13 protein-coding genes are annotated in these 12,985 nt (G+C 69.0%); 6 read left to right on the forward strand and 7 right to left on the reverse strand.

What is annotated here, in order from left to right:
• Nucleotides 1-64: 64 nt before the first annotated feature.
• Nucleotides 65-457, reverse strand: coding sequence for a hypothetical protein (locus MTF65_RS04320; RefSeq protein WP_243626847.1), 393 nt, complete (start codon nt 455-457; stop codon nt 65-67).
• 228 nt (nt 458-685) lie between these two features.
• On the opposite strand from MTF65_RS04320, the gene MTF65_RS04325 reads away from it, so the two are divergent.
• Together MTF65_RS04325 and MTF65_RS04330 are read left to right on the forward strand one after the other, a co-directional pair.
• The gene (locus MTF65_RS04325) at nt 686-1,510 is read left to right on the forward strand and encodes a hypothetical protein (RefSeq protein WP_243626848.1); all 825 of its coding nucleotides are present in this window, start codon (nt 686-688) and stop codon (nt 1,508-1,510) included.
• A gap of 44 nt (nt 1,511-1,554) precedes the next feature.
• Complete coding sequence (locus MTF65_RS04330; RefSeq protein WP_243626849.1) at nt 1,555-2,244, forward strand: class F sortase; 690 nt, start codon at nt 1,555-1,557, stop codon at nt 2,242-2,244.
• Nucleotides 2,245-2,320: 76 nt separating this feature from the next.
• On the opposite strand, the gene gap is transcribed toward MTF65_RS04330, so the two are convergent.
• On the reverse strand, nt 2,321-3,319 hold the full coding sequence (gene gap, locus MTF65_RS04335; protein ID WP_243626850.1) for a type I glyceraldehyde-3-phosphate dehydrogenase: 999 nt from the start codon (nt 3,317-3,319) through the stop codon (nt 2,321-2,323).
• 109 nt (nt 3,320-3,428) lie between these two features.
• Nucleotides 3,429-4,385: a GlxA family transcriptional regulator gene (locus tag MTF65_RS04340; RefSeq protein WP_243626851.1), complete on the reverse strand. Its 957-nt coding sequence runs from the start codon at nt 4,383-4,385 to the stop codon at nt 3,429-3,431.
• Nucleotides 4,386-4,503: 118 nt separating this feature from the next.
• On the opposite strand from MTF65_RS04340, the gene MTF65_RS04345 reads away from it, so the two are divergent.
• The 4 genes from MTF65_RS04345 (at nt 4,504) to MTF65_RS04360 (ending at nt 7,933) form a co-directional block, all read left to right on the forward strand.
• Nucleotides 4,504-5,628: a hypothetical protein gene (locus MTF65_RS04345; RefSeq protein ID WP_243626852.1), complete on the forward strand. Its 1,125-nt coding sequence runs from the start codon at nt 4,504-4,506 to the stop codon at nt 5,626-5,628.
• Nucleotides 5,618-6,262, forward strand: a complete 645-nt coding sequence (locus MTF65_RS04350) for a protein-L-isoaspartate(D-aspartate) O-methyltransferase (protein WP_243626853.1) — start codon at nt 5,618-5,620, stop codon at nt 6,260-6,262. Before MTF65_RS04345 ends, MTF65_RS04350 begins: the two co-directional genes overlap by 11 nt.
• 96 nt (nt 6,263-6,358) lie before the next feature.
• A complete protein-coding gene (locus tag MTF65_RS04355; protein ID WP_243626854.1) occupies nt 6,359-7,156 on the forward strand; it encodes a VOC family protein in 798 nt (265 codons plus the stop codon).
• 147 nt (nt 7,157-7,303) lie between these two features.
• The gene (locus MTF65_RS04360; RefSeq protein ID WP_243626855.1) at nt 7,304-7,933 is read left to right on the forward strand and encodes a class I SAM-dependent methyltransferase; all 630 of its coding nucleotides are present in this window, start codon (nt 7,304-7,306) and stop codon (nt 7,931-7,933) included.
• A 121-nt stretch (nt 7,934-8,054) separates the two neighbouring features.
• On the opposite strand, the gene MTF65_RS04365 is transcribed toward MTF65_RS04360, so the two are convergent.
• From MTF65_RS04365 to MTF65_RS04380, 4 genes are all read right to left on the reverse strand, one after another.
• A complete protein-coding gene (locus MTF65_RS04365; RefSeq protein WP_243626856.1) occupies nt 8,055-9,524 on the reverse strand; it encodes a non-reducing end alpha-L-arabinofuranosidase family hydrolase in 1,470 nt (489 codons plus the stop codon).
• 131 nt (nt 9,525-9,655) lie between these two features.
• Entirely contained in the window at nt 9,656-10,486 is an 831-nt protein-coding gene (locus MTF65_RS04370; protein WP_243626857.1) for a carbohydrate ABC transporter permease, read from the reverse strand.
• Nucleotides 10,483-11,472, reverse strand: a complete 990-nt coding sequence (locus MTF65_RS04375) for a carbohydrate ABC transporter permease (protein ID WP_374207149.1) — start codon at nt 11,470-11,472, stop codon at nt 10,483-10,485. Before MTF65_RS04375 ends, MTF65_RS04370 begins: the two co-directional genes overlap by 4 nt.
• The gene (locus tag MTF65_RS04380) at nt 11,465-12,757 is read right to left on the reverse strand and encodes an extracellular solute-binding protein (RefSeq protein WP_243626858.1); all 1,293 of its coding nucleotides are present in this window, start codon (nt 12,755-12,757) and stop codon (nt 11,465-11,467) included. The genes MTF65_RS04375 and MTF65_RS04380 overlap by 8 nt, the downstream gene beginning before the upstream one ends.
• Between the last annotated feature and the right edge of the window lie 228 nt (nt 12,758-12,985).

Consider the following 12,985-nt stretch of genomic DNA (forward strand, 5'->3'; position numbering starts at 1 on the left):
AAGGAGGTTTCACAGGGCTGAGACGGTACTGCGTCGGGCGTCGGCCCCCCGGCGGCGAGCGTGGTCAAGCCGAGGTGAAGACGTCCTCGCGCGCATCGTCGAGGACGAATCCGTTGTCGAAGCGGACGCGGACGGTCACGCGGAGCTTCTGCTCCTGATAGGCGGTCCACGCGGGTTCCAGGGAGCCGACCTGCTCCTCGAGCTGCTTCCTGCTCCCCGGGGGCATCTGGTGGCCGAAGTCGTCGAGGAGCGACTTGAGCCGTACGTACTCGCGCACCTCCTGGCTCTGGGGCTGGTCCTCGTTCACCCGCTCGACGGTGCCCTCGGTGCCCGCCGCCAAGGACAGATACCCGGCGATGGCACCCGCCTCCGTCGGGGAGTCCCCGGCCACGGTGACCGCCCCGGTCACCCTGAGGTCTGCCGCCAGCTTCACCTGCTGGCCCTCGATCAGCGTCATCGATCCCTCATCTCTCCGGTCGGTCGGGCCGCGACCACGCAGGCGCACGGGGGCAACCCGGGTGGTGCCATTATCCGGGGCCGCCGCCCCTCGGCGAAATTCTTCAAAGAAGCTCCAATCCAAAGGCGTTGGTGCCCCGAAGGGGCAGTGAGACCCTCCCTGGGAGCTCACTTGACCCCGTACGATCTGCGGTTCCCCCGCTGGGGAACCCGCGGAACAGGAGCGAATGTGATGTTCGAGCGCACTGGTCGCTTCGCGGTCCTCGCCGCCGTCCCCGCCGCCGTGATCCTGACCATGGGTCTTTCCGGCACAGCTGCCGCGGAGGACGGGAAGGCCTACCAGATCGACCTCGCGCAGCTGAACGACTCCGGTTCCCGGGGTACCGCCATGCTCAGCATCAAGGGCAACCAACTGACCGTGCGCATAGAGTCCGAGGGCATGGTGCCCGGGCAGCCCTCGGCCCAACACCTGCACGGCTCGACCACCGGGCACGACTTCCACTGCCCGGACGCCAGCGACGACACCAACCGCGACGGGATCCTCAACAACACCGAGGCCACGATCGACTACGGCGACATCAACATCTCGCTCACCACGATCGGGGACACCAAGGCGACCAGCGGCCTCGCCGTCGAGCGCATGCCCATCGCCGACCAGCGGGGCAAGCTCTCCTACAAGAGGACCTTCACCGTCGCGCAGGACGTGATCGACCACATCAAGGACCTGCACATCGTGCAGCACGGTATCGACCGCAACAACAACGACCAGTACGACTTCGAGGGGGCCGGCAAGAGCGAGCTCGATCCGAAGCTGCCTCAGGAGGCCACGGCTCCGGCCAACTGCGGAATGGTCCTGGGCGCCGCCGTAGGATCCATTCCGGTCGGCGGCGTCGAGACCGGCGGCGGTTCTCCGCAGGGCTCGGACGTGCCGTGGACGACGACGGCCGGGGCCGCACTCGCCGGATCCGTGGCGGCGGCCGGCGCGGTGGCCTTCGCGCGGAGGCGAGCCGCCGTCGTCCCGGCCCGGACGGGGACCACCGGGGGCGCCGCGTGAATCCCCGCCAGTCCTCCGCAGCGTCCGTGCTTCGCTCACCGGCCGTGCTTCGCTCACCGGCCGTACGTACCACGCGGCCGCGCGGCCGCCGGGCCGCAGGCCCCCTGGCCGCAGCCCTCTCCCTCGCCCTCGCCACGCTGCTTCTCGCGGGATGCGCCGGCCAGAACCCGGCGGCGCCCGACCACGCGTCGCCGGAGGGCGGATCGCAGAGCAGTTCGGGTGCGGGAGCGGGTGCGGGTGCAGCAGCGGGAGCAGCGGGAGCAGCGGCCAAGCCCGCCCTCGCCCGCTCCGAGCCGCAGAAGATCACCATCCCGTCCCTCGGCGTCTCCAGCACCCTGGAGACGCTGCGGCAGAACCAAGACGGAACCATGCAGACCCCGAAGGATCCCGGTCTCGCGGGCTGGTACGAGCCCGGGCCGACACCCGGCTCCCAGGGGCCGGCCGTGATCGCCGGCCATGTCACGTGGAACGGCGCGGCGGCGGTGTTCGAGAAACTGAAGACCATGAAGGCCGGTGACACCATCAAGGTCACCCGGCGGGACAACAAGACGGCCACGTTCACGGTCGACCGGGTCGCCGAGTACCCGAAGGCCGAGTTCCCCACGCTTGAGGTCTACAAGAATCTCGACCACGCAGGCCTTCGCCTGGTCACCTGCGGCGGCGACTTCGACCCGAAGAAGCACTATTACGACAGCAACGTAGTCGTGTTCGCCCGCATGACGGGCATCGCGTAACGACATCCGGCGGCATCGGCACACGGCCCCGGCCTCCACAAGGAGGCCGGGGCCGTGATCGAGCGCCGCGCCGCTGTCAGCGGGTGGCGAGGAGTTCGAGCGTATCGATCACGCGGTTCGAGAAGCCCCACTCGTTGTCGTACCAGGCAACCACCTTGACGTGGCGGCCGTCGACGCGGGTGAGAGCCGAGTCGAAGATCGCCGAGGCCGGGTTGCCGGTGATGTCGGACGACACGAGCGGGTCGTCCGAGTATTCGAGTACGCCTGCGAGCGGCCCCTCCGCCGCGTGCCGGTACGCCGCCAGCACGTCTTCGCGCGTCACGTCGCGGGAAACGGTCGCGTTGAGTTCGACGATCGATCCCACCGGGACCGGCACACGGATCGAGTCACCCGACAGCTTGCCGTCGAGGTTCGGCAGCACGAGACCGATCGCCTTGGCGGCGCCCGTCGTGGTCGGCACGATGTTGACCGCGGCGGCGCGGGCGCGGCGGGCATCCCGGTGCGGACCGTCCTGCAGGTTCTGCTCCTGCGTGTAGGCGTGCACCGTCGTCATGAAGCCGTGCTCGATGCCGGCGAGATCGTCGAGGACCGCGGCCAGGGGGGCGAGCGCGTTGGTCGTGCACGAGGCGTTCGAAACGATCGTGTGGGCGGCCGGATCGTACGCGTCGGTGTTGACCCCGAACGCGAGCGTGACATCGGCGCCGTCCGCCGGCGCGCTGACGAGTACCCGCTTCGCGCCCGCGTCGAGGTGGGCGCGGGCGGCCTCGGCCGACGTGAAACGGCCGGTCGCCTCCAGCACGATGTCCACGCCGAGCTCGGCCCACGGCAGCTTCACCGGTTCGCGCTCGGCGAGCACGGTGATGCGACGGCCGTCGACGACGAGGACGTCCTCCTCGACGGTCACCGGGCGACCGAGCCGGCCCGACGTCGTGTCGTAGGCCAGCAGCCGCGCGAGGGTGGCGGGCTCCGTGAGGTCGTTGACGGCGACGACTTCGAGGTCGCTGTCACGTTCGAGCAGTGCGCGCAGCACATTGCGGCCGATCCGGCCGAATCCGTTGATGGCGATGCGGGTCATAAGAAGTGTCCTGTCCCTTCGGGTTCGCCATCAGGTTCGCGCGCGGTGTCCGCCGGTGCCAGCGGCGTGATCGCCACGGTCCGAAAGGATCTCGCCACGTGGCGGCGGGCTACTCCCCCTGGGTGAAGGTGCGCCGGTACTCGCTCGGCGTGGTGCCGAGGATGCGCTGGAAGTGGAGCCGCAGATTCGCACCGGTCCCCAGACCGACGTCGGCGGCGATCTGCTCGACGCCGCGCCCCGACCGTTCGAGCAGCTCCCGGGCCACGTCGACGCGGGCGCGCATGACCCATTGCATCGGCGTGTACCCCGTGTCCTCGGCGAAGCGCCGCGAGAACGTGCGCGGCGACACCGCGGCATGCCGGGCGAGGACCTCCAGGGTGAGGGGCTCGCCGAGCCGGTGCAGCGCCCACTCCCGGGTGGCGGCGAACCGCTCGCCGAGCGGCTCGGGCACGCTGCGCGGCACGTACTGCGCCTGACCGCCGCTCCGGTAGGGGGCGGCGACCAGGCGCCGGGCCGTGTGGTTCGACGCGGCGACCCCGAGGTCGCCCCGCAGAATGTGCAGGCACAGATCTATGCCCGAGGCGGCGCCGGCCGATGTCAGCACGCTGCCCTCGTCGACGAACAGGACGTTCTCGTCGACCTGAACGAGCGGGTGTTTCGCCGCGAGTGCCCGCGCGTAGTGCCAGTGCGTCGTGGCGCGCTTGCCGTCGAGCAGTCCGGTGGCGGCGAGCGCGAAGGCGCCCGTCGAGATGGCGGCGAGCCGCACGCCCCGGTCGTGCGCGGCGATCAGCGCGTCGACGACGGCCTGCGGCGGGTCGTCGCGGTCCGGGAACCGGTAGCCGGGGACGAAGACGATGTCGGCCCACGCCAGCGCTTCGAGGCCGTGTGCGACGTAGTACGACAGGCCGTCGCCGCCGGTCACGAGACCGGGCGCCGCGCCGCACACCCGGACCTCGTACGGCATGCTCGCGCGGGTCGTGAACACTTGCGCGGGAATGCCGACGTCGAGGGGCTTGGCACCGCCGAGAACGAGGACTGCGACGTGATGCGGGCAGGAGGCTGGCACGGGAACGAGGGTACGTGGGTGCGGAGGCCGTTTCCTTGATCGTACATTTGTACAATTACCTCTCGCGTGTCCAGGCGCGCATCATCGAACGTGGGGAGAGACCCCACGAGGAGTGGCGATGAGGTTGTCGTTCCTGGAGCCTCTTTACGCGGAACCGGGCCCGTTCGCCTCCGTCTACCTGGACACCTCGCGCGACGTCCAGCATCCGGAGCGGGCGATAGCACTGCGCTGGCGGCGGCTGCGCGACGACCTGACCCGGCAGGGCGCGGACCGGGCGTTGGTCAACGCGATGGAGGAAGCGGTGGGCGCCGACACGGAGGTGCCGGGGATGCACGGGCAGGCCCTCTTCGCCGCCCACGGGACGCTGGTACTGGACGGGGAGCTGCCCAGGCCGCCCGAACACGACCGTGCGCGCTACAGCACCCTGCCGGACACCATGGCCCTGGTCACCCAGCACGTTCCCGAGATCCCGTATCTGGCCGTGATCGTGCACTACGGCGGGCTGCCGACCGCCGAGACCCATGGCTGGGTGACGCTGGAGGCGGAGACCGGCACCTGGCCGGCGTCCAACGTCGCCCCGGGTGAGCGGCTGCACCGAAGGGTTCCGGTGGCCACGTGGCACCGCACTGCCGTGGAGCTGGGCCACCGGCTGGACGAATGGGCCCGGCGCGCCCACGCCGACGCCGTCCTCGTGGGCGGGGACGAGTGGGCGGGCAACGTACTCGTGCGCCGCCTGCCGCGGAGCTTGCGGGACAAGGTCGTACGCGTCGGGGGCCACACCCCGACGGACACCGGACGCGCCCTGCTGGAGCCACAGCTCGACACCGTCCTCCGCGGCCGCATGGCCGCACACGACCGGGAACTCGTGGACATCTTCATCGGCCGACGCGCACTGGAGGGCCCCGCGACGGAGGGACTGTCCGCCACCCTCGCCGCTCTCCAGCGCGGCCAGGTCTCGGCGCTGCTGCTGAACCGCCCGCCCACCTCCTCCCTGCGGCTCTGGGCGGGCCCGGAGCCCACCCAGCTGGCCCTGACCGAGGCGGAGCTGGTCTCCTTCGGCGTGCGGGCACCGCGCGAGGAGCGCGCCGACGAGGCGCTGGTGTGGGCCCTGGTGGGCACGGGTGCCGAACTGGTCCTCGTACCGGAGAGCGAGCTGGAGCTGTACGAGGGCGTGGGCGCCCTGCTGCGGTACACCGACCCGGGGACACCGTCCTGGCGCGCCCCGATGGCCCATGGGGCGTGAGCCGTCTCCCGAGGATCTGGTCCGTGCGGCGCGGGCCGTGGGGGTGATGGACGAGCGGCTGCTGGAGGCCGTCCGGGCCACCCCACGGGCGGAGTTCGTCCCCGCCGAGCACGTGGCGTCCGCGTACCGGGACACGCCCGTACCGCTCCCCCACGACCAAGTGACCACCCAGCCCTCGCTGGTCGCCATGATGGTCTCCGCGCTCGGCCTCACCGGAGCCGAACGCGTCCTGGAAGTCGGCACCGGATACGGCTGGCAGACCGCGCTGCTGGCCCGCCTCGCCGCGTACGTGGTCAGCGTCGAGCGCTGGCCGGACCTGGTCGAGGAGGCCCGCCGCCGCCTCGCCGGGCAGGGCCTCGACAACGCCGCGATCGTCCTCGGCGACGGAACCCTCGGGGTCCCGGCCCGTGCGCCGTACGACGCCGTCATCGTCTGCGCGGCCTTCCCGGAGGTGCCGGAGCCGCTGATCGGACAGCTGCGGACGGGTGGCCGGCTCGTCCAGCCCATCGGCCCGGGCGGACATGAACGGGTCGAGCTGTACGAGCGGCGGGCCCACGGCCTCGTGCGCCGCGCGACGGTCGCGTCGGCCTACTTCGTCCGGCTGTACGGCGCCCATGGCTACGAGCAGCGCTGATACGTGCCGACCGTCCTTCCCGGGAGCGGCCGGCGGGCGAGTGTCAGTGTCCGGTGTCACGCTGAGGCGATACGCGATCTACGAAAGGCTATCGCCATGATCACCACAGACTTCGCCCCCGGCTCCCCCTGTTGGCTCGACCTCGGTGCCCCCGACGTCCGTGCCACCGCGGCCTTCTACGGTGCCGTGCTCGGGTGGGACTACGAGTCCATGGGTGAGGGGGAGGACATGGAAGGCGGAATGTTCCGGAAGGACGGCAAGGTGGTAGCCGGGCTCGGCAAGCTCACCGAGGAGGGCGCCCGGTCGGCCTGGATGATCTACTACTGCGTCACCGACGCGGACGCCACGACCCGGGCCGTGGAGCGCGCCGGCGGCACGGTGCGGGTGGCGCCGATGGACCTCGACGACTGGGGCCGGATGGCGCAGTACAGCGACCCGCTGGGGGGCCAGTTCGCCGTCTGGCAGCCCGGGAAGAACAAGGGCGTCGACCTTGTGGACCAGCCGGGCTCGCTGTCCTGGACCGAGTTGTACACGAGCGACGCCGCGGCCGCGAAGGAGTTCTACGGCGGAGTCTTCGGCTGGCAGTTCAGCGACATGGAGCTGCCCGGCGGCGGGGGCACGTACACCCTCATCACCCCCGCCGGGCTGCCCGAGGAGCGCATGCACGGCGGCGTCATGCAACTTCCCGAGGAGAACCTCGCCCTGGCGAACGGACGGCCGTACTGGCACCCGGTCTTCAACGTCACCGACTGCGACGCCGCGGTCGCCAAGGTCACCGAGAACGGCGGCAGCGTGCAGATGGGTCCGGAGGACGCTGAGGGCGTCGGCCGACTGGCCGTCTGCCTCGACCCGTCGAAGGCGGACTTCGTGGTGCTCACCCCCGCCCGGAGCTGAGTTCCACCTGCTGCCGGTGATGTGGGCTGGACCGGCCCCGGAGGCGAGCCGACCTGGCACATGTGACGGGACGGTCAGTCCCTTGAGGTGGGGGTCGGTACGGGGCCGGAGAACTGCTGTGAACGGCGCGGGTGTTAGCTTCCTTCCGTGGTGGAGTACCAGGATGAGACCAGGGCAGCCTACGACGGAATCGTCGAGCTGTATGCGTCGATGTTCGCTGATCGGCTGGAGACGCAGCCTTTCGCCCGGGCTATGGTCGGCATCTTCGCCGAGCTGGTGCGCGGGACGGGGAACCTGCGGGCAGCCGATGTCGGGTGCGGGCCGGGACATCTGACGGCCATGCTGCACGACTTGGGGCTGAACGCGTTCGGGCTCGACCTCTCCCCGGCCATGGTCGACCATGCCCGGCGGGCCCATCCGGCGCTGCGGTTCGACGAGGCGCGAATGGAGGCCCTGCCGGTCGAGGACCGCGCGCTCGGCGGAGTGCTGGCCCACTACTCGATGATCCATACCCCGCCCGGGGAACTCCCCGCGCTGCTCGCCGAGCAGGTGCGTGTCCTGGCACCGGGGGGCCTGCTCCTGGTCTCGTTCTTCGCGACCGAGGGACCGGAGCCGGTCCGCTTCGATCACAAGGTGACGCCCGCCTATAGCTGGCCGGTCGACCGGTTCGCCGAGTTGCTGGCCGGAGCCGGGCTCGTCACGGTCGCCCGGCTGCTCCACGACCCGGCCTCCGAGCGGGGCTTCCTCGACGCCCACTTGCTGGCCCGCCTCCAGTAGGACTTGTCCGGCCGATCATGTGATTGCTCCGCGTCCAAGTCGTTGATGTGGACATGGAGCGGGATGATCTGAGTGATGCCGAGTGGGAACGGGGGTCCGGAGCCGGACCCCCGTCACGTCGTCAGCGCTGCAGTGTCAGCAGACCTGGCCGGTAGGGCCATAGGCCGTAGTCGCCGCCGACGTTGGGGTTGCGTCCCTGGTAGAGGAACTGAAGGTTGCAGGGATCGACGGTAAAGGTCTGATCGGCGCTGGTGCGGATCAGTTCGCCATGGCTGATGTCGTTGGTCCAGGTGGCGCCGCTGTTGGCCTTGCCGGCGAAGGGGTTGCTCTCGGTCGCGGCCTGGGGCGTCCATGAGCCGTCCAGACTGGTGGCCGTGAACGAGCGGAAGTAGCGGCCCTGCGAGCCGTCCGCCTCGACGATCATGAGGTAGCGGTTCTGGCCCTGGAGCTTGTAGACCTGCGGGGCTTCGAACAGGTTTTTCGTCGTGTCGCTCATGATCACCGTCGAGGTCGTGCCGAAACTGCCCGGGAAGTTCCCGATCGGCATACTGGCCCGGTAGATCTTGCCGTTGTCACCGGCGAAGAACAGGTACATGTTCGTCCCATCACCGATGAGCGTCTGGTCTATGGGTCCTGTTCCGGAGCCGGCGATGCTTCCGGAGAAGAGCACCTGCGGTGATGACCAGCCATTCGGGTTGGTGGGGTCGCTCGACGTCCGGTAGGAGAAGGCGGTCCCACCCCACTGGTAGGCGAGCACCCAGATGTTCTTCGGCGCGAAGTAGAAGAGCGTGGGCGCGACGGTGGACGTTGACATCCCGTTCTGGCTGGCCGAAGCCATCTCCGACCAGTTGGTGAACAGGCCGAAGTTCATCGAACCCCAGTTCTTCCCCGTGTCGTGCGTCGTCGCGTAGACGAGCTGCCGGCCGTTGTAGGGGGCGACGGTGAAGTCCTTGAGCGAGGCCCACCCCGGCTTGGGCTGCGCCAACGGGCCCGTTGATGTCCAGCGGTACGTCGAGGGAAGATTGCACGTGCCGGGGTTGCCGCCGCCGACCTGCACGAGCTGCCACTGCTGGTTGTTGCCGCCCCAGTCGTCGTACTGGACGATGTTCGCGTTGTCGGTGGTGGAGCCGCCTTGTACTTCGAGGGCCTTGTTGCTGTGGCGCGCGATGAGCCTCACGTAGCCGTCCGAGCTGTCGGCCAGCCGCCACTGCTGGTTGGTGCCGTTCAGGTCGGCCCACTGGACGATCGAGCCGCCGTTCGCGGTGGACCCGTTCTGGACGTCCAGCACCTTGCCGGAGTGACGGGACTTGATGCGGTAGTAACCGCCGCCGGAGTCGACGAACTGCCACTGCTGCTGGTTCTGATCGTTCCTGGTCCACTGGGTGATGCGGGCGCCATCGTTGGTCGCCAGGTTGTAGACGTCCAGGGCCTTGCCGCTGTTGCGGTTGACCAGCACGTACGAGGCGTTGGGGTCGACGGTCGTCGCCGCGCCGGCGGGCTGCGCACTGAGGAAAGCAACCAGGAGCAGCAATGGCGCGAGGACGGCGAACAGGCGTCTCAGGTGGACCGGGGACGGATGGCGAAACAACATCAGAAGAGCTCCTTCGGGGGGTCAGGGAGGGGAAGGGAGGGGATAGATGTTAGCGCTAACATCAATGCGACGGTCAGTACCGTCAAGCGTTTCACAACGTCTCCTCGGGGGTGGAGGTCGCGCGGGCCGAGTCAGCCCTTGGTGGCGCCCGCGGTGAGGCCGCCGATCAACTGCCGCTCGGCGACGGCGTAGAAGGCGAGGGCGGGGACCATGGCGAGCACGATGTAGGCGAGGACGAGCGCGTAGTCGGTCGAGTACTGGCCCTGGAACTGCTGGACGCCGACCGGGATCGTCTGCCATTTCGGGTCGTTGAACACCAGCAGCGGCAGGAAGAAGTTGTTCCAGCTCGCGACGATCGCCAGCACCGAAACCGTGCCGAGCGCCGGACGCGCCATCGGCAGCAGGATCTTCCAGAAGAAGCGGAACTTGCCGCAGCCGTCCACGATGGCGGCCTCCTCGACCTCCGCCGGGATGGTCCGGAAGAAACCGCACAGAATGATGATCGTCATGGGGAGCCCGAAGGCCGCCTGCGGGAGGATCACTCCGAGCGGGTTGTCGAGCAGGTCGAAGTTGCGCAGCAGCAGGAACAACGGCAGTACGGCCACCGCGAACGGGAACATGAGCCCGATCGTGAACAGCGTGTAGAACAGCTCCCTGCCCCGGAAGGCGTAGCGGGCCAGCACGAACGCCGCCATCGCGGAGGCCGCCACCGTGCAGCATGTCGTGCCGATCGCGACGCCCGCACTGTTGGCGATCTGCCGCCAGAACATTCCGTCGCCGAGAATGCCGGTGTAGTTGCCGGTCCTCCAGTGCTCCGGCAGCCCGAACGGGTTGGTCGTCAGCTCGCCGGTGCTCTTGAACCCGGAGATCACCGCGTAGATCAGCGGCACGACGACGAACGCGCCGATCAGCCAGACCACGGCGTGCAGCGAAAGGCCGCGTGTCGTCCTGCGGGCGTTCACCGGCCAACTCCCGAGGTGACGGCCCCGCTCAGGTCACGGCGGAGTACGTAGCGCTGGTAGAAGAGGGAGAAGACCAGACTGATCATGAACAACACCACGCTGATCGCACTGGCGTAGCCGACCTGGTAGCGCTTGAACCCGAACTGGAACATCGAGATCGCCATCGTCTCGGAGGAGTGGTTGGGCCCGCCCGCGGTCATGACCCAGACGAGGTCGAAGAGCTGGATGGCCCCGATGATCGAAAGGAAGGCGCTGATCCGGATCGTCGGGCCGAGCAGCGGCAGCGTCACGTGCCGGAAGCGCTGCCAGGCGCCGGCGCCGTCGATGGAAGCGGCCTGGAGGATCTCGCCCGGGATGCTCTGCAGCCCGGCGAGGAAGAGCATCATGTGGAAGCCGAAGTACTTCCAGGTCATGACCACAAACAGGGTCGGCATGACCGTCGAGGGATCGGCGAGCCACTTGCCCCGCAGCCCCTCCAGGCCGAGGGCGCCGGCGAGATGGTCGGCCATGCCGTCACCAGGAAGGAAGATCATCGTGAAGAGGACCGCCGTGACCACCTCGGACAGGATGTACGGCGCGAAGAACAGCATCCGGTAGACGGCCCGGCCGCGCAGCCTCTGGTTGAGCAGGACCGCGGTGAACAGCGCGAACGGCAACTGCACCGTGATCGACAGGGCGATCAGGTACAGCCCGCGCTCCAGATCGCCGAGGAAGACCTGATCGTCGAACAGCTTGGCGTAGTTCTCGAAGCCGACGAAGTCGTCCATGGGGCCGACCCCGCCCCACTCGAAGAACCCGGTGTAGACGGCGACGGCGATCGGGGCGAGGACGAAGACGAGGAAGAGGACCAGAGCCGGGACGAGGAACCAGGCGACCGACGCCCAGCTTCCCAACCCGCGCAGGAGCGACCGTGCCGGGGCGGGCGGGCGCACCGGCACGGAATCCGTCGTCCGCTCCTTGGTCAGGGTGGACACGGAGCTAGGCACCCTTCGCAGCCTCGGTGATCGACTTGGTGACCTGCTCGGGCGTCTTCTTGCCCGCGATGAGGTCGGCGACGCTGTCGTTGACCTCCTGGCCGACCGCCGGCGGGTAGGCCTGGTCGAGGTAGAGCTGGAAGCCCGTCGCCTTGACCAGGCTGTCGGCCACCACCTTCCTGTTGGCATCGGTGAGCTGGCTCTCCGCGCCCTTGACCACCGGCAGGAAGCCGTTGGAGGCCAGCAGCTTGGACTCGTTCTCCAGAACGAAGAACTTCAGGAAGTCCAGCGCCTCCTTCGGGGCGCCCTTGCGCAGGGCGAAGCCGCTGCCACCGCCGAACACCTCGGTGACCTGGCCGACGCCGCCGTCGACCGTCGGGAAGGGGAAGAAGCCCAGGTCCGCTCCGAGGTCGGCGCCCGCGTCCTTCTGCACCGACGGTCCCCACTGCCCCATCAGCTCCATGGCGGCCTTGCCGTTGCCCATGGTCGCGGCCTGGCCGCCGGGGGTGGCGTAGCCGGCGCCGAGGAAGGCCGTCTGGAACGGCTGGAGGTCGACCAGCTCCTTGAGGTGGGTGCCCGCCTGGACGAAGCCGGCGCCGGTGAAGTCCTTGGTGGTCGCGGCCTGCTGCAGCGCGGGGAGGCCTGCGACGCGCATCGCGAGGTAGGCCCAGTAGTAGTGGCCCGGCCATTTCTCCTTGCCCGCGAGGGCGATCGGGGTGATGCCGGCGGCCTTGAGCTTCTTGACGTCTTCGAGGAGCTCGGCCCAGGTGGCCGGCGGAGCGGTGATCCCGGCCTTGGCGAAGAGCTTCTTGTTGTACCAGAAGCCGACCATGCCGACGTCGTAGGGCACCCCGTAGGTCCGGCCCTCGAACTGATAGGCCTGCAGCGAGACCGGGGTGAGGTCGGACGACCAGCCGAACGCGTCGGTGAGGTCCTCGACCAGCCCCGCGTCGACCTGCTGCCGCAGCACGCCGCCGCCCCAGGTCTGGAAGACGTCGGGGAGCTTGCCCGAAGAGGTGGTGGCGGTCAGCTTGGACTTGAACGCCTCGTTCTCCAACGAGGTCGTCTTGATCGTGATGTTCGGGTGAGCGGCCGTGAACGCCGAGGAGATCTGCGGGAAGAGGGACTTGCCCGGTTCCGTGGTGGCGATGTTCCACCACGCGAAGGTCAGCTTGCCGTCGGCCGCCGGCTTGTCGCCGGAGTCGCCACCGCCGCAGGCCGAGGCCAGCGAGACGGACAGAGCGGTCAGGCCCGAGAGCGCCAGGAAGCTTCGTCGGCTCGGGGGTGTGCTGGCCATGGGACCTCCGGGGTGGGGAATGCCGGTTCGATTCCGAAAATGTTTCGTAACATTCTCGAACTCGGTGCTGCCACAAACTAGGAACGCGGGGCCCACCGGTCAAGCCTTCTCACCGAATTTCCTTCAGCAGCAGGCTTCTTGGAGCTTGACAACCAGGTCGCACCGCCCGGAAACTCTTCGAAAGTTTGCGATACCTGTCGCCAGCCCAAGGCGTCCGCGCAGAGGAGA

Origin of the sequence: Streptomyces sp. APSN-46.1 (assembly GCF_022815725.1) — a bacterium.
GTDB lineage: Bacteria > Actinomycetota > Actinomycetes > Streptomycetales > Streptomycetaceae > Streptomyces.

Bases quoted from the DNA above. Each gene is read 5' to 3' on its own strand.
- gap (WP_243626850.1), bottom strand. From the start codon at position 3,319: ATGACCCGCATCGCCATCAACGGATTCGGCCGGATCGGCCGCAATGTG.
- MTF65_RS04345 (WP_243626852.1), top strand. From the start codon at position 4,504: ATGAGGTTGTCGTTCCTGGAGCCTCTTTACGCGGAACCGGGCCCGTTC.
- MTF65_RS04320 (WP_243626847.1), bottom strand. From the start codon at position 457: ATGACGCTGATCGAGGGCCAGCAGGTGAAGCTGGCGGCAGACCTCAGG.
- MTF65_RS04355 (WP_243626854.1), top strand. From the start codon at position 6,359: ATGATCACCACAGACTTCGCCCCCGGCTCCCCCTGTTGGCTCGACCTC.
- MTF65_RS04350 (WP_243626853.1), top strand. From the start codon at position 5,618: ATGGGGCGTGAGCCGTCTCCCGAGGATCTGGTCCGTGCGGCGCGGGCC.
- MTF65_RS04380 (WP_243626858.1), bottom strand. From the start codon at position 12,757: ATGGCCAGCACACCCCCGAGCCGACGAAGCTTCCTGGCGCTCTCGGGC.
- MTF65_RS04365 (WP_243626856.1), bottom strand. From the start codon at position 9,524: ATGTTGTTTCGCCATCCGTCCCCGGTCCACCTGAGACGCCTGTTCGCC.